The sequence below is a fragment of the Buttiauxella selenatireducens genome, from assembly GCF_031432975.1.
GTDB lineage: Bacteria > Pseudomonadota > Gammaproteobacteria > Enterobacterales > Enterobacteriaceae > Buttiauxella > Buttiauxella selenatireducens.
On record NZ_CP133838.1, the window covers coordinates 1,972,568 to 1,989,733 of the forward strand.

12 protein-coding genes are annotated in these 17,166 nt (G+C 53.1%); 5 read left to right on the top strand and 7 right to left on the bottom strand.

Features of this window, described 5'->3' with window-relative positions; genetic code table 11:
- Window positions 1-145: 145 nt before the first annotated feature.
- Genes ttrA through ttrB form a run of 3 tightly spaced genes read right to left on the bottom strand, consistent with a single transcriptional unit; the run spans window position 146 to window position 4,961 of the window.
- Entirely contained in the window at window positions 146-3,211 is a 3,066-nt protein-coding gene (gene ttrA, locus RHD99_RS09130) for a tetrathionate reductase subunit TtrA (protein WP_309878506.1), read from the bottom strand.
- The gene (ttrC, locus tag RHD99_RS09135; RefSeq protein WP_309878507.1) at window positions 3,204-4,226 is read right to left on the bottom strand and encodes a tetrathionate reductase subunit TtrC; all 1,023 of its coding nucleotides are present in this window, start codon (window positions 4,224-4,226) and stop codon (window positions 3,204-3,206) included. Before ttrC ends, ttrA begins: the two co-directional genes overlap by 8 nt.
- Entirely contained in the window at window positions 4,227-4,961 is a 735-nt protein-coding gene (gene ttrB / locus RHD99_RS09140) for a tetrathionate reductase subunit TtrB (RefSeq protein WP_309878508.1), read from the bottom strand. It lies immediately after the preceding gene.
- 190 nt (window positions 4,962-5,151) lie between these two features.
- Between ttrB and ttrS the strand changes: the two genes are divergently transcribed.
- A complete protein-coding gene (gene ttrS, locus RHD99_RS09145; protein WP_374708480.1) occupies window positions 5,152-6,918 on the top strand; it encodes a tetrathionate respiration histidine kinase TtrS in 1,767 nt (588 codons plus the stop codon).
- Complete coding sequence (gene ttrR / locus RHD99_RS09150) at window positions 6,893-7,498, top strand: tetrathionate respiration response regulator TtrR (RefSeq protein ID WP_309878510.1); 606 nt, start codon at window positions 6,893-6,895, stop codon at window positions 7,496-7,498. The genes ttrS and ttrR overlap by 26 nt, the downstream gene beginning before the upstream one ends.
- A gap of 167 nt (window positions 7,499-7,665) precedes the next feature.
- Here the strand turns inward: ttrR and RHD99_RS09155 are convergent, their stop codons facing one another.
- From RHD99_RS09155 to puuD, 4 genes are all read right to left on the bottom strand, one after another.
- A complete protein-coding gene (locus tag RHD99_RS09155) occupies window positions 7,666-8,946 on the bottom strand; it encodes an NAD(P)/FAD-dependent oxidoreductase (RefSeq protein ID WP_309878511.1) in 1,281 nt (426 codons plus the stop codon).
- Window positions 8,947-8,948: 2 nt separating this feature from the next.
- Entirely contained in the window at window positions 8,949-10,436 is a 1,488-nt protein-coding gene (puuC, locus tag RHD99_RS09160) for an aldehyde dehydrogenase PuuC (RefSeq protein ID WP_309878512.1), read from the bottom strand.
- 153 nt (window positions 10,437-10,589) lie between these two features.
- Window positions 10,590-11,147 carry an HTH-type transcriptional regulator PuuR gene (gene puuR / locus RHD99_RS09165; protein WP_270144688.1) on the bottom strand — a complete coding sequence of 186 codons (558 nt, stop codon included), beginning with the start codon at window positions 11,145-11,147 and terminating at the stop codon, window positions 10,590-10,592.
- A gap of 25 nt (window positions 11,148-11,172) precedes the next feature.
- Window positions 11,173-11,937: a gamma-glutamyl-gamma-aminobutyrate hydrolase gene (gene puuD / locus RHD99_RS09170; RefSeq protein ID WP_183269675.1), complete on the bottom strand. Its 765-nt coding sequence runs from the start codon at window positions 11,935-11,937 to the stop codon at window positions 11,173-11,175.
- Between the two features lie 222 nt (window positions 11,938-12,159).
- Here puuD and RHD99_RS09175 point away from each other — a divergent pair, with 222 nt between their 5' ends.
- From RHD99_RS09175 to RHD99_RS09185, 3 genes are all read left to right on the top strand, one after another.
- Entirely contained in the window at window positions 12,160-13,578 is a 1,419-nt protein-coding gene (locus tag RHD99_RS09175) for a glutamine synthetase family protein (protein WP_309878514.1), read from the top strand.
- A 358-nt stretch (window positions 13,579-13,936) separates the two neighbouring features.
- Window positions 13,937-15,325, top strand: a complete 1,389-nt coding sequence (locus RHD99_RS09180; RefSeq protein ID WP_309878515.1) for an APC family permease — start codon at window positions 13,937-13,939, stop codon at window positions 15,323-15,325.
- 302 nt (window positions 15,326-15,627) lie between these two features.
- Entirely contained in the window at window positions 15,628-17,163 is a 1,536-nt protein-coding gene (locus RHD99_RS09185; RefSeq protein ID WP_309878516.1) for an ABC transporter substrate-binding protein, read from the top strand.
- Window positions 17,164-17,166: the final 3 nt, after the last annotated feature.

Below are 17,166 nucleotides of genomic sequence, written 5' to 3' on the forward strand. Positions count from 1 at the left end.
TTTCGATAGTATGTCATCGACGGGAGAGAACGGAAGGGGCGGGAAGAGAAAAGCAAGAAGCCTGCCTGCTAAACCAGGCAGGCTTCTGAAATCGGGCCACTGACAGCATGCGGGATGCAACTGTCAGTATTATCCGGGACATGAATTATATCCGTTCAACTTTTGCCGGAAGGCCCTGCCTTACCGCCGCCCCAGAGACCCAATCCAGCCAGGTGTTGGCGACCTTACGCGTTGGGTCGGCAAACCCCAGATCGTTAAGGTTAATCCCTGCTTTTATCTGTCTATCAAACGGCATGGGTTCACCGTCCAGATAGTGTTGAGCAGCCCCCATTTCCCGGTGCCCATATCCGTGCTCAATGGCGATGACACCAGGCATCACGCCGTTAAGCAAACTGATCTGCGCTTCAACCTGCCCACCCGGTGTGGTGATACGAGCGGTGTCGCCATGGGCCAGACCGTAGCGCTTGCCATCTTCAGGATTCAGCGCCACCAGGTTAGTGGGTTTGAGATGATGTAACCGTGGGATCACGGTAGAAGCGCTGGCCATGGTATTGGATTTAAAAGAAATCAGCTTCAGTGGCCACTGCTGCACCGGGAAAATCTCCTCCATAGCACGCCCGTCAGAAAGCCTTGAAGGATACCAGGCAGGGCATCCACTATAACGTTCACCGGTTATTGCGTGACGATGAGCGGCGACGTCCGCATTCCAGATTTGCAGCGGTTTTTGCCAAATATTGCCGACACTGTTTTCCACACGCCCGCTGCTGTCCGGCGCAAAACGCCCGCCTCGGGAATAGATAAAGGCGACGCGACTGACTTCATCCGGTTTTAGCGTCTGCTCAATCATCGGCAGAATACGCTGCACACCCGTCAGCGTCACATCCTCTTGCCTGGCTTGTGCGACGGGCGTTTTGCCCATATACGCGATGTTTGCGGCAATGCGCAGATAGTAATCTTCCGCACGATTGAGCGGGTAACCGTTGCCCTGCGCATCGGTAATCGCATTGTCACCGAAACCTGGCAGCTTCAGGCGTTTTGCCACGGCGATGCAGAAGGCTTCCATTGATACTGGTTGCCCATCGGCGGTTTGGCTTGTCGCGCTAGCAACGATAGGCCAACGGGCGGTGGTGGCTTTACTGGCGACACCCGCCCACGGAGCGCTAAATCCCCAGCTTTCAAAATTATGCGTGTCCGGAACGATATAATCCGCCAGAGCCGTGGTTTCATTCATGAATGCGTCAATGGCGATAAACAGCGGCAGACGTTTGGGATCTTTCAGCTTCTCTTCCGCCACGGCCCGTAACCCAGGAATGCCGTAGAACGGGTTGGTCATATTGGAGATCCACGCTTTTAGCGGGTAAGGGTAACCCTCCAGCGCGGAGGTGAGGAGTTCGGTCAACTGCCCTGCAACGAAGGGGTACCACGGTGCTTTGGCCGGGAACGGAGAAACCCCAGCAGCCATCTTATCCTGATACTCTTCGGAGGATTCATAGGCCGTTTTGCTACGCGCGATACTCAGCCCCTTCGGTTTTACCTTGCCGGGGAAGCTGTCCATGTTATAGCGCGGACCATCGGTCGCACCGTTGAATTTACCGCCCCCGACAAAGACGCCGCCTTCCAGACTGAGATTACCAATCAGCGCGTTGAGCATCATGACGGCCCAGGCGTTGTAAAACCCGTTGCCAGCCATCATGCCGCCATGGGTAATAACTGCCGCTTTACGTCCGTGGCGGGTAAAGGTATCTGCCAGCGCCGCTATTTTCACCTCTGACACGCCGCATTGTTGGCTGTATTGCGCCAGTGTGAGTTTATTGGCCGCCTCTTTAAGCAACTGAAATCCACTTTTTACGGTGACGATTTTGCCGTCAGTCAGCGTGACCTGTTGAGCAACAAACAACTGCGCGCGCGGGCAACCGCTGGCGGCAACTATCTCGTTGTCTTCGTTCAGTACCACAGGCTCGTTTGCACCCTCAGCCGACAGGTGAGCCAGAGTCAAATGCTGCCCGGCAAGTTGTGGGAGTTCATCGGTGATCACCAGATGCGTGGAGTTGGTCCAACTTTTTTCGCCAGCCTGCTGCATGGCTGTTGCATCAGGAATGGCGAGGTAATCTGCGTTATAGCGTTGTTTTTCGATGATCCAGCGGATCAACCCCATAGCCAGCGCCGAGTCACTGCCGGGGATAACGGGCAGCCAGTGACCGCGATCGTCAGCCAATACCGTGGTTAACGGTAGAGCCGGGGCGACGACAACATACTGAAAATTATCACGCAGACGGGCGCTGGACAGTTGTCGGGCCTGGCGTTTAAAAGGGTTCCCGGACTGTGCCGGAGAGGTGCCCATAAATAGTGCAAATTCGACATGATCCCAGTCAGGTTTGACGTGCGGATTTTTATCCAGATCGCCCATCAAGGCACCGGAACCGGCCCGATAAGCCAGGCCGCAATAGGCACCGTGCGCCCCGAAGTTTTTGCTGCCGAAGCTATTAAGCGCAAAACGGCGAAGGAACGTATCGCGTCCGTCATCACTGGTATTGGTGACCAGCAATTGGTTCGTTTTCGGACCAAATCCAGGGTGTTTTGGGTCTATAGGCGTCGTTGGAGCATACAGAGCCCGCAAACCTTCTACATGCCCCTCGCCAAACAGATCGCCACCTTCCACGACCTCCTCAATCAGCCGCTCAAAACTGATGCGCTGCCATTTACCTTCCCCACGTTTCCCGACGCGTTTCATCGGTTCCAGAATACGCAGCGGGCTGTACAGGCCTTCCATCAAAGTCGCACCGCGTGCGCAGGCGGTGGAGCGGGCGTCGAGGCCACTTTCTCCCGCCAGCTTTTCCATCGCTTCGGCAAACGGGACGGAGGCATTAATGTGATGTTCATGGGATAACGGGTGATAAGGATTGCCTGCAATTCGCAGTACTTTCCCCTTTTCGCAATCGACCCTGACCCGCACGCCGCACTGCGTCCAGCAGCCAAAGCATTGCGTCATGGAGATCACTTGTTGCGGATTTTGTTGCCACTGGGGTTGTGCGTGAGCCTCGGGAATCAGCGCATTAGCAAAGATGCGGTCGCGGGTTATCTTGCCGGAGGTTCCGTTTCGCAAACCGTCAATGGCACGCTTCGCAACATCCCGATAGCTCAGCCCAAAGGTCACCATTCCGCCCAGAGCAAGGCCGACTTTAAGCCACTGACGACGGGTTAAATTAGCCATGTTGCATTCTCCTTGCGAGTCCGTTCACGGTTTCACGAACAATAATGAGTAGCGCTATCCACAAACCAAAAGTGCCGAGGATGGCGAGCCAACCGTCGGTGCCTGCGGGTAGTGAATACGGATTAAATTGCGCGTTAAATTTCGGTATGGTCTGTACCTGAATCAGTAATGTCCAACGCATCAGCCAGCACAACGCCATCGCACTCAACGCCTGCAAAATACGTAATGGCATCGATAACGGCTGATACAAAGCCACGCAGCCAATTCCCAGCGATATCAACCCAAGTACCGCCCACCCTGCTGCGTAGTATCTGGCTGAGGACGACACGGCAAGCCAGTCGCGGATAGCCACCCCGGACAACGTATCGCCGGTAACCCAAATAGTGACAACGATGGCAAGTAGCCCCAACGTCCAGATCTGCGCCAGAGCCAGTTTTCGCTGTAACGCCCGTTCATCACCAAGTGAAACGACGAGCAGGGCAAAAAAGGTCTGGAAAGCACTGAGGAACATAACAAACGGAAACGCGTAGCTAAACCAGATGGGACGGGCATACACGACCGAGACTTCACGACCGGTATACGTCAGCAATCCTACTGCGAGTAAAGCGCTTGCCAGAGCCAGCCATTTCGTCACGCGGTAGCTTTTTTGAGTAAAACGCTTGAGTTGTTGTGCAAGAAACCACAAGCCCAGAACCCCGGTAAAGAGCGGCAGAAACAGTGCGCCCCACGGCATCCAAGACCAGGGCGTTGGATAAGCGTAGAAATGCCAGAAGCGGGCGGTTTGATGCAGATCCGCCGTGAGCGCCAGAGGTGCGGTGATGGAACACGTTAAGGCAATCAGCAGTGTCAGGTTTTCAAGTGTTGCCGACTCTTTTTTACGCCAGTGAAGAACGCAGGCAAACAGGGCGGCACAGGTGGCAATGCCGATGAAAAAGAAGTACTGCACCGCCCAGGGAAGCCAGCTTATCTCCTGCGGACGTGTCAGCACTTCCTCGATAATCAGAGAAGGGTTCATTTAAACCTCCTGCCAGAGTGCGGATTGCGCGCGTCCCATCAATGGGGTGACGAAGGCTTCATCCAGACCTAAATAGAAAACATGGGGCTGGGTGCCGCTTTCGGGCTTCAACACCTTGATGGCGTCGTGGTTTGCATGAAGCATTTGCGAGATACGACTGTTGGGATCCTTCAGGTCGCCGATAATACGAGCACCGCCGACGCAAGACTCCACGCAGGCGGGGAGCAATCCGGCTTCCAGACGGTGGACGCAGAAGGTGCATTTATCGGCGGTTTGGGTTTCGTGATTGATAAAGCGTGCGTCATAGGGACAGGCCTGCACGCAATAAGCGCAGCCGACACAACGTGTGTTGTCGACGACTACAATGCCGTCTTCCCGCTGAAACGTCGCCTGAACGGGGCAAACAGGCACGCAGGGCGGGTTATCACAGTGGTTGCACAGGCGGGGCAGCAGCACGTTGGTGACGCTTTGTTCGCCTTCAAGTCGCACCTGATATTGATTTACATGGGTGCGAAATTCGCCCTGTGGTGTCTGGTTTTCAATAGCACAACTGACCGTACAGGCCTGACAACCAATACAGCGGCGCAAATCGATGAGCATGGCATATCGATGGTGTGCGGATCCTTCATGTCGTTCAGGAGAGAAGGGGAATTTTGCATGAGCCAGCGGCACCAAAGAGGCACCCGCACTCAGAATGCCCAATTGCTGGAGAAACTGCCGTTTACTACTGTCCATATTTTCTCCCGTCGTGATGCAACAACAAAACATTGGTCACGTCATTGACTGACTAGTGATGTATAAAAAATGTCTATGATTTACAGTGTAAAAATCATGGAGGGGCGGCTCTATTGTGGTTAACCACATACCCGGCTTGTTGTTGATCTAAAACATAATCAACAAGGATATTTCGGTGAACGGCATACAAATGAGATGCCTGGCATTATTGATGTCAGCGGTCATGATGAGCGGTGTGGCATGGGCGCAGACGTGGAATATTGGCATTCTGGCGATGCGTGGAGAGGTGTTGACGCGCAGCCACTGGCAACCGTTAGAGAGATTGCTCAATCAACAAATACCCGGCGAGCAGTTCCATATCCAGGCGCTGGATCTGCATCAAATGCAGGAAGCGGTTAACCGCAAAACGGTACAGTTCGTGGTGACCAATCCGGCGCAGTTTGTGCAACTGAACAGCCATTCACCGCTGCGTTGGCTGGCTTCTTTGCGTTCTGGTCGCGGTGGCCAGGCTGCGAGCAATGTTATCGGCAGTGTTATCCTGACCCGGCGCGACAGTGGGATCGAAAACGTACACGATCTGATCGGCAAAACCGTAGGCGCGATTGATGCGCAGGCTTTTGGCGGCTATTTGCTGGGGTATAAGGCGCTGAGTGATAACGGCATTCGTCCGGAGCGGGACTTGAATTTGCGTTTCACGGGGTTCCCGGCTGATGCGCTGCTGTATTTGTTACGCGAAAAAGCCGTTCAGGCGGTGATTGTACCGGTATGCCTGCTAGAAAATATGGATGAAGAGGGGCTGGTCCATAAAGAAGATTTTGTCGCGGTGTTAAACCATCCATCCTCAATTCCCTGCTTAACCAGTACGCCGCTTTATCCCAACTGGTCATTTGCGGCATTGCCGAGTGTCAGTGATGAACTGGCGGATCGCGTCACGAAAGTTTTATTCAATACACCGCAGGACTCGCCTTTTCATTGGGGGGCTCCGGCTTCTACAAGCCAGGTCGAAACGTTGTTACATGACGTGCGTCAGCATCCACAGCAGCGGCGCTTGTGGTTGGATATCAAAAGCTGGCTGATACAACATCAATGGGTGATGGGCGGAGTGGCGCTGGTTCTGCTCATGCTCACGCTAAATTATATCTGGGTCATGCTACTGGTACGGCGGCGCGGTCAGCAGATAGAGCGTAATAATGTTCAGCTTCGTCAGCAGGAGCAGGCGCTGGAAACGGCAAGGCAAATGAGCGTGTTGGGGGAGATGACCTCCGGTTTTGCCCACGAACTGAATCAACCGCTTTCTGCTATTCGCCATTATGCCGAGGGATGTCTGATCCGCCTTGAATCTCAGAATGAACACCACCCGCTACAGACGGCGCTGAAAGAAATTGCCAGTCAGGCCCAGCGAGGGGGCGACACACTGCGAAATCTGCGCCATTGGGTCAGCCAGGCGCAAGGTAACCCGGTCATGACGGAAGAGTGGCGATGCGTCAATATTCGTGACGCTATTTTGCACGTCTGGCAATTATTGCGCATGGCGCAGCACTTTCCGGCGGTAACGCTGGAGTTGGACGTGGATGCAAGGCAGACCCTGAATTTGCCGCCAGTTCTGCTTGAACAGGTGTTGGCGAACCTTATCCTGAATGCGGCACAGGCAGGTGCAAAAAAGGTGTGGATTGTGGTGGAGCATAAAGACGAGGGGGCGCGAATCACCTTACAGGATAATGCCGGAGGGATGGATGACGAGTTATTACGTCAGGTTTTCCAACCCTTTATGACGACCCGCGATGAGGGAATGGGGCTGGGGTTGGTGATTTGTCAGCGTCTGGTTCGTTATGGCCTGGGAGAAATCACTATCAAGAATCAACGGGCCGCAGACGGCCAAATGGGTGTGGCTGTAATGTTAGATTTTTCGCGCAGGGAGGAGCAAAAACGCGATGGCGAGAATTCATTTACTGGATGACGATGTGGCGGTAACTCAGGCCTGCGCATTTTTGCTTGAAAGCCTGGGGTATGAGGTTTGCTGCTGGAATGAAGGGGCGAAGTTTCTGTCTCAGGCTGACCTGTACCAGACGGGAGTCTTGTTGTTGGATATGCGCATGCCGGGTATGGATGGTCAGGCCGTGCATGAGGAAATGTTGCAACTCGGCAGTACGCTGGCGGTGGTATTCCTCACCGGTCATGGTGATGTCCCAATGGCTGTGGAGCAGATGAAACGCGGAGCGATAGATTTTCTGCAAAAGCCCGTTTCTGCAAAACCGCTTCAGGTTGCGCTGGAACGTGCGTTGCTCGTTTCTGCGCAGACGTTCGATAGACAAAAGATTGTCGCTTGTTATCAGCAACTCACGCCGAAAGAGCGAGAGTTAGCCGGGCTGGTGGCAAACGGGTTAATCAACCGGGAGATTGCCAACGCAATGAACATTGCGGTACGAACGGTGGAGGTGCACCGCGCCAGAGTGATGGAAAAAATGCAGGCGGGCAGTCTCGCTGAACTGGTGAATCGACTTCAACAGGTACGGGAGTCATTTCTGTTGCTGAGTTGAAGGGGGATAAAACAGTTAAATCCACGCAAACAAAAAAGCCCGCTTAAGTTTCCTTAATCGGGCTTTCGAATTTGGCTTCTCTGGCTGGGATCGCCTTTGCCAGTAGCCTTTGCGTGATAGGTATCGGTTGTTGGGTCACTCACTAACGCCTGTGACCCCTGTTTATTTTATACCCCAAGGCGGTCGCGCAGGCTGTAGTAAGCCGCCCCCATAGCGGTAAATGGAATGCGGAAAGTGCGGCCACCCGGGAACGGGTAGTGCGGCAGATTCGCAAAGGCATTGAAGCGTTCTGCATCGCCGCGCAGCAATTCGGCTATCAGACGGCCCGCCAGATGGGTATAGGTGACACCATGGCCGCTGCAACCCTGACTGTAATAAATATTGTTATCCAGACGTCCAACCTGTGGCAGGCGCGACAGCGTCAGCAGGAAGTTACCGGTCCAACTGTAGTCAATTTTCACCCCTTTCAGCTGCGGGAAGGTCTTCAGCAGATTTGGCATCACCAGACGCTCAATGTCTGCCGGATCGCGTGCGCCGTACACCACACCGCCACCGTATAGCAGACGGTTATCTGCGGTCAGACGGTAGTAATCCAGCAGATAGTTGCAGTCCTCCACGCAGTAATTATTTGGGATAAGCGAACGCGCAACTTCATCGCTCAGCGGTTCAGTGGTCAATACTTGCGTACCACATGGCATGCTGCGTTTCGCCAGTTCCGGCTCCACTTTATCGCCCAGATAGGCGTTCCCCGCCACAATCACATATTTCGCCGTCACTTTGCCTTTAGCCGTATTCACCACCGCCGGGCTGGTATGCTGAATGTTAGTCACCGGTGATTGCTCAAACACCCGGCCACCGTTCAGACGGATGGCGTTCGCTTCGCCAATCGCCAGATTCAGCGGATGAATATGGCCGCCGCTGTGATCGAGCAGTGCGCCGACGTATCTGTCGCTATTCACTTCACGTTTCAACTCGTTAGCATCCAGCAACTCCAGATGGGTGTTGCCGTAGCGCTCCCAGTTGGCTTTTTGCTCTTCCAGTTTTTCCAACTGCTTATGGTTCATGGCCACAAACAGGCCGCCCGGGCGATAGTCGCAATCAATCTGGTAGCGTTTGATGCGTTCACGAATAATTTCGCCACCTTCGAACATCATGCTGCCGAGCATTTTTGCCGCGTCAGCGCCATAAGTGCGCTCAATGACATCGATGTCGCGGCTATAAGAGTTAACTAACTGACCGCCGTTGCGTCCGCTGGCACCGAAGCCGATGCGCGCGGCTTCGAGCAGCACCACGTCGTAACCCATTTCAGACAGATGCAGCGCCGAAGACAGCCCTGTGTAACCGCCGCCGACCACACACACGTCACAAGTGACGGATTCCGAAAGCTGCGGGAAAGGTTCGTACTGATTGGCGCTTGCCGCGTAATAACTGCTGGTATGTTCAGTCATGATTAAGGCTCCAGTGAAATCCAGATGGTTTTCAATTCGCTAAATTTTTCTAATGCGTGCAAAGACTTATCTCGCCCGTTACCGCTTTGTTTGTAACCGCCAAACGGCACCGTCATATCGCCATCGTTATAGTTATTGACGAAAACGGAGCCTGCTTTCAGGCGACGGCTCATGCGGTGCGCCCGCGACAGATCGCGAGTCCATACGGCGGCTCCGAGGCCATAATCGCTGTCGTTGGCGATTTCCAGTGCCTGTGCCTCGGAGGTGAAGCGGGTGATGACCAGAACCGGCCCGAAGATTTCATCACGACTTACGCTGGCAGTTGGGTTGGTATCGAGGAAAATCGTCGGGCCAATCGCGGCAGGGTGTTGAGCGCTCCGGCCATCCAGCGCCAGTTTTCCCTCGGTTTCGCCGTTGCGAATAAAACTGTGTACGGTATCAGCGTGGGCGTTATCAATCAGCGTACCCATGGTGGTATTCGGGTCGAGCGGGTTGCCTGGCTGCCAGTTTTTTGCCTGCTCTTTCAGGAGTTCGATAAACTCATCGGCAATACTTTCTTCCAGCAACAGGCGCGTCCCGGCGATACACACCTGGCCCTGATTGTAGAAAATACCCGCAGCAGCCGTGGCGGCGGCTTTTGCTAAATCCGGGCAGTCGGCAAACACGATATTGGCACTTTTACCACCGGCTTCCAGCCAGACACGTTTCATGTTGCTATCGCCCGCGTCTTTCAGCAGTTGCTTACCGGTGCGGGTAGAACCTGTAAAGGTGATAACGTCTACATCCGGATGCAGGGACAACGCCTGGCCGGCTTCGTGGCCAAATCCTGGGATGACGTTAAACACGCCGTCGGGCAAACCGGCTTCTTTCGCCAGTTGCGCCAGGCGAATGGCGGTCAAAGGGGATTTTTCGGAAGGTTTGAGGATAACGCTGTTACCCGCAGCCAGCGCCGGGCCAAGTTTCCAGCAGGCCAGCAGTAATGGGAAGTTCCACGGCACGACGGCGGCAATAACACCCACAGGTTCACGGACGATCAGCGCTAAATCATTCACCCCCGTGGTGGCGACTTCACCGTAAACTTTATCAATTGCTTCGGCGTACCAGCGGATGGCGCGGGCACTACCGGGAATATCATCACGCAGGCTATGGCGAATAGGCTTGCCGGTATCCAGTGTCTCCAGCAGCGCCAGTTCCTCGTGATGCTGTTCCATTAAATCTGCCAGCTTATTTAATACGGCTTTACGTTTGGCGGGCGAGGCCTGCGACCAGTCGCCGCGCTCGAAAACGTCACGTGCCGAGCGAACGGCAAGATCGACATCGGCTTTTTTACCCCGCGCAACCTGTGCCAGTGTGTGTTGTGCTGCCGGGTCGAAAATATCGAAGGTACTATTATCCTGAGTCGGACAATATTCACCGTTAATAAACAAACGGGTTTCTATCGCGATATTTTTCACTTTTTCCTGCCAGTAGTTCAGATTCTGAAAGTCCATGCCAACTCCTTATAACTCAATAAGATAATCGGTTTTCCCAGCTTGCAGTCGTCATAATCTGGCTGCAAGATGCCCCAGGAAATAAATCCTGTAAAAAAGCATCGTATTAAGGTGGCCTGAGCAACTCAGGCCGATTAAATCAGGGTATAGAAATCAGAACGTGGTGGGGGTATGAGCACTGATAATGCGGCAGATGCCTGCCGAGGTGTTGCTGAAGCTGTGAGGTATGCCGGTATTAATGGCATAACTTTGCCCTGCAACGAGGTGATATGTCTGCCCGTTAACGGTCAGTATCACTTCACCTTCCAGTATCGTGCCTATTTCCTCACCCTGGTGTTTGATCCTCTCACCGGTTGTTGTTCCCGGTGGGTAAGTCTCGAAGATCATGGCCAGTGTACGGTTCGGGTTTCCGTTATGTACTAGCTTCATTGACACACCCTGACTGCCGATCTCAATCAGGTCATCCTGATTAATAATCACCTGCGGCTCATCAGGTTTTTCCGGTTCTGCGAAGAACTCGGAGAGCGACAGCCCATAAACTTTCAGCAGCTTTTGCAGCGAACTGATAGCAGGACTCACTTTGTCCTGTTCTATGGTGCTGATGGCGCTATGCGTTAATCCAGACAGTTCGGCGGCACGACGTTGTGAAAGCCCCAATTGTTGGCGGATCTCTGACAAACGTTTACCCGGCGCCAGGCCGTCATCGCTCATAGTTGCTTTTCCTTAACAGTAGTGGTCAGAGCCGCTGCTTTTCAGCGAGATGGTTCTGACAAGCGGTGATAAAACCTTCAAGCAACATACGCGACAGCGCGTATTCGCTACTGTTCCATTCAGGATGCCATTGCACACCCAGAGCGAACGGGTGATCGTGAATACTGGCCGCTTCAACCAGACCATCCTGTGAGCGTGCTTCCACGCGCAGCAATGGGCCCAGTGTTTTCGCGCCTTGTCCATGTAACGAGTTCACCCAAAACGTGTTGCAACCCGGTATTAGCTTTGAAAGCAATCCTCCTTGCTGAACCTGGACTTCATGAGATGGAGCGTACTGTTGCTCCACCGAAAGCTCTGGATCTTCACGGTGTTCCAAAAACTCTGGTTGATCGCACAGGCGACGATACAGAGTCCCTCCCGTTGCAACAACAAGTTCCTGCAATCCACGACAGATGGCGAAAATGGGGATGCGCCTTTCCAGACCCGCGTTAATTAACGCCAGGCTCAGTTCGTCACGCCCGGGATCGGCGTCAGGCTCATCGCCGTTTTCACCATACAGGTGCGGCTGCACGTTACTGGGGCTGCCTGGCAGGAAGATGCCATCGAGTTTGGGCAGCAAAGCATTCAGGAGTTCCGGCTCCGCCAGCGCATGTGGCAGAGCAATCGGCAAACCGCCGGCATTTAATACGGCATTAAGGTACTTTTCTTGCAACGTCTGGGTCTGGTGACCCTTAAGCCTGTTCCTGCACATCACTACACCGATAACCGGCTTGTCAAATATATTGCCCATGATCGACCTCACATTCTGGACTAAATTATTGCCAAACTAACCCGTATTACTCTTTTTTGCTCAATATCGTTCAATATATTTTCAATCTAGCAGCGTGATAACCTATTTGCAAACTCACGTTAACATTTGACAAACATTTAAAATGGAGCCATTGTCGAAAAGTGGACATTATATTTAACGGTCGGGATCAGCGACTGGCATCCAAAGAAACGGTGGTAAATCATGGAAACCAATATCGTAGAAGTTGAGAATTTTGTTCAGCATTCCGAAGAAAGACGAAGTAGCGCGTTTGCCCGTGAAGTAAAGACGTATCTCGAACGCTATCCAAATACCCAATATGTTGATGTTTTGCTCACTGACCTGAACGGTTGCTTCCGCGGAAAGCGCATTCCGGTTTCCAGCCTGCGTAAAATAGAGAAGGGCTGCTACTTCCCAGCCTCTGTTTTCGCGATGGATATTCTTGGCAATGTGGTTGAAGAAGCCGGGCTGGGCCAGGAATTAGGTGAACCGGATCACAACTGTGTACCGGTGCTGGGTACCTTAACCCCGTCAGCGGCGGACCCGGAATTTATCGGTCAGGTGCAGCTAACGATGCTTGATGAAGATGGCGCTCCCTTTGACGTTGAGCCGCGGAACGTGCTTAACCGACTCTGGCAGCAATTGCGCCAGCGCGGTCTGTTCCCCGTGGTAGCGGTAGAGCTGGAGTTCTATTTACTTGACCGTCAACGTGACACCGAAGGGTATTTGCAGCCGCCGTGCGCGCCGGGCACCAATGACCGTAACACTCAGAGCCAGGTTTACTCCGTTGATAACCTTAACCATTTCGCCGATGTATTGACCGATATCGACGATCTGGCGTGCCTGCAATTGATTCCGGCTGATGGTGCGGTAGCCGAAGCATCTCCAGGTCAGTTCGAAATTAACCTGCATCACACCGATAACGTGCTTGATGCCTGCGACGATGCGCTGGCGTTAAAACGCCTGGTGCGCACGGTGGCGGAAAAACACAAAATGCACGCCACTTTTATGGCGAAACCGTATGAAGAGCACGCCGGCAGCGGGATGCACATTCATATCAGCATCCTGAATGCGAAAGGTGAGAACGTGCTGGCGGACGCCGATGGCGAAGATTCAGCCCTGCTCAAGAAAATTCTTGCCGGGATGATAGACCTGATGCCTGCATCTATGGCGTTGTTAGCGCCAAACGTAAACTCCTACCGTCGTTTCCAGCCCGGTATGTATGTGCCAACTCAGGCTTCATGGGGGCATAACAACCGTACTGTTGCACTGCGCATCCCTTGTGGCGATCGTGACAATCACCGTGTCGAGTACCGCGTTGCAGGTGCAGATGCCAACCCTTATCTGGTAATGGCATCCATCCTCGCGGGCATTTTGCATGGTCTTAATAACGATTTGCCGCTGCATGAAGAAGTGGAAGGTAATGGGCTTGAGCAAGAAGGGCTGCCGTTCCCGATTCGCCAGAGTGATGCACTGTGGGAGTTCATGCAAAACGATAGCCTGCGCGAACTGATGGGCGAGCGCTTCAGTCATGTGTTCCACGCCTGTAAGAACGATGAGTTGATTCAGTTTGAGCGTTTGATCACAGAAACTGAAATTGAGTGGATGCTGAAAAACGCGTGATACCCCGTTTCTCCGGAAGCCTAAGCAGCCTGAAGTATGACGGGTATACAGTCTGAGCGGAGCCTGACTGGACATTTGCAGGGCAACCTGCCATTCCCCGTAGCCGCGTAATGGATAACAGGCGGTAACGGGTCTTCAGTTAAACGACAGTGTGTATGACGAGGAAATGAGATGATGCAGATGTTCAAATACCCGCATGGCGAAGGCGAATGCCGCTGCCGCATTGATTATGACGGACCGGTTACCGTTCATTGCCCGACGTTATTACCCCGCGATTCATTTCCTACCCCCAGGCTAAGCAGGTTTGCAGTCACATCGTTACTATCGCAAACCTGTACACGCATGGGGGGACTTCATCATGGCGACTAACTCACCTGTCGAGGTTCCATCACAAGCGGGTAAACCGCAACTGCGTAAATCTTTAAAACTGTGGCAAGTGGTGGTGATGGGCCTGGCCTATCTCACGCCGATGTCCGTGTTTGACACCTTCGGCATTGTCTCGGGTATCAGCAATGGGCATGTGCCGGCTTCTTATATTCTTGCCCTGGCAGGCGTGTTGTTTACCGCTGTGAGCTACGGAAAACTGGTTCGCCAGTTTCCGCAAGCAGGCTCCGCCTATACCTACGCGCAAAAATCTATAAGCCCACATGTTGGTTTTATGGTGGGCTGGTCGTCGCTACTGGATTATCTTTTCCTCCCGATGATCAACGTGCTGCTGGCAAAAATTTACCTGTCCGCACTATTCCCTGAGGTTCCACCGTGGATCTGGGTCATCGGCTTTGTGGTCATTCTCACGGTAGCAAACCTGAAAAGCGTGAATTTGGTGGCAAACTTTAACACGCTGTTTGTACTGGTTCAGGTTTGTATCATGGTGGTGTTTATCATCCTGGTGGTGCAAGGGCTTCATAAAGGGGAGGGCGTGGGAACCGTCTGGACGTTACAACCTTTTATCAGCCAGAACGCGCATTTGATTCCGATAATCACCGGAGCCACGATAGTCTGCTTCTCGTTCCTGGGTTTTGATGCGGTCACGACACTTTCGGAAGAGACTCCGGATGCGGCTCGCACCATTCCAAAAGCTATCTTCCTGACTGCCGTCTATGGCGGGATTATCTTTATTGCGGCTTCGTTCTTTATGCAGTTGTTCTTCCCGGATATCAGTCGCTTTAAAAATCCAGATGCGGCGCTACCGGAAATTGCATTGTACGTGGGTGGCAAGTTGTTCCAGTCGATCTTCCTGTGTACGACCTTCGTCAATACACTGGCTTCCGGGCTGGCGTCACACGCCAGTGTTTCACGTCTGTTGTATGTGATGGGGCGTGACAACGTCTTCCCGGAAAAATACTTCGGTTACGTACACCCGAAATGGCGCACGCCAGCGCTAAATGTGGTGATGGTTGGCATCGTGTCTCTGTCGGCGCTGTTCTTCGACCTGGTGACCGCTACAGCATTAATTAACTTTGGTGCGCTGGTGGCGTTTACGTTTGTGAACCTTTCAGTATTCAACCACTTCTGGCGTCGGGAAGGCCGCAATAAGACCTGGAAAGATAAACTCAACTATCTGATTATGCCGCTGATTGGCGCGGCGACGGTGGCGGTGCTGTGGATCAACCTTGAACAGACGTCATTGACGCTGGGTCTGGTTTGGGCGGCAGTCGGACTTGTGTACCTGGGCTGGCTCACGGGGCGTTTTCGCAAGCCGCCACCGCAGTTCGACGGAGCGAAAGCGGAACGGGTATGGGAGTAATTTTTACCCGGTCAGAAAATTAAACGGCAACGTAAGATAACCAAAAAGCCTGCTCAGGAAACTCAGCAGGCTTTTTAAATTTGGCTCTGACTGGGACGACCTTTGCCAATCTCATCATTTGAGCGCCCACTTCAAGTTAACAAAAAACCAACACAAAAATTCACAATTGTGAAACAAATCCCAAATATTCAGGTTGACTGGCAAAAGCGTTTGACCAGAAAAGCAGCATATGGTGTTTTGAAATCGCTATAACGTAAAAGAGAAATATATTCCTTTATTACGAAATAAGGCGAACGATCACTATGCTTGCAAAATTGGCTTTGTTATCTCTGTTTATCACCACCTCGATGAGCGCCGTTGCTGCTCCAACCCCGATGCCGGAAAAAGGAGGGGTGATTAATGTCGCGATAATCGGTGAGCCACCGACGCTCGATCCGATGGCGTCGACGACGGATCTCGTGGGGACTATTTCCCAACATATCTTTGAAACCCTCTACACCTTTGATGCCAGGTGGCAAATTGTTCCACTGCTCGCCGATGCGCTGCCGACAATAAGCGATGAGGGTAAAACTTACCTGATCCCCCTGCGCAAAGGTGTCACTTTCCACGATGGTTCACCAATGACCGCGCAAGACGTGGTGGCGTCTTTACAGCGCTGGGAAAGTATTGCCAGTCGGGGCCGACAAACCGCGACGCTGATTACTGATATCAGCGCACCGGATGAAAATAGCGTCAAAATCACGCTCAAAACCCCGTATGCGCCATTGCTTGCACTGCTCTCATTGAACAACTCCGCCGCGGTAATTTTGCCGCAGGCTGAGGCGAAGCAAAACCCACTCACCACGTTCACCGGCACGGGTCCTTATCAGCTGAAAGCCCATAAACCCGATCAATATATTCAACTGGTGCGCTATGACGGCTATCACGGCCGGGAAGGGGAACCACAGGGATATGGCGGTGCACGCAAACAGTATCTCGATGAGATCCGTTTTGTGCCTGTGCCGGACCCGAATACTCGCATTGAAGGCGCGGTATCCGGACAGTTCAGCTATGTGGATTCGCTCCCGGTTGAGTCGTTTAACCGTATTAAATCAGGTAAAGACCGCCCGGTGGTGCTCAAACCGATGGGCTGGCCAGTCTTTGTGATGAATACCAAACAAGGCGTGACGGCAAATCTGAAGATCCGCCAGGCCATCCAGGCCGCACTGGTCCCGCAGGACATGTTGGCCGCCGCCTTTGGTTCACCTGAGTTTTTTGAAGTTGATGGTGCGATGTATCCCAAAGGGAATATCTGGCATACCGAAGCGGGTACTGAAGCTTATAAACCCGCAGGCGACATGGCAAAAGCACAAAGCCTGCTGCGCGAGGCGAATTATCAGGGCCAGACACTACGCATTTTGACCAGCCGCCAGTACGAGTTTCATTACAAGATGGCGCAGGTAGCTCAGGCTTATCTGGAGGCTGCGGGCTTCAAAGTGAAACTCGATGTCCAGGAGTGGGCCTCGTTAACCCAGAATCGTGCTAACCCAGAGAAATGGGATATTTACATCAGCCACAGCCCGTTCCTCCCCGATCCTTCGCTCAGTGGTGTGATGTCTGATACTTCACCTGGCTGGTGGACGAGTGACAAAAAGCACGCGGCGCTAACGGCGTTTAACAGTGAAACCGACGCCACAAAACGCGTGGCATTGTGGGCCAACGTTCAGACAGTCATCAATGAAGAAGTCCCGATTTACAAAGTCGGAAACTTTAACTCTCTTTCGGCCCAGGCACCTGTGCTGCAAGGGGTGACGCCTGCGCCATGGCCCTATTTCTGGAATGCCTGGCTGGCTAAATAATTA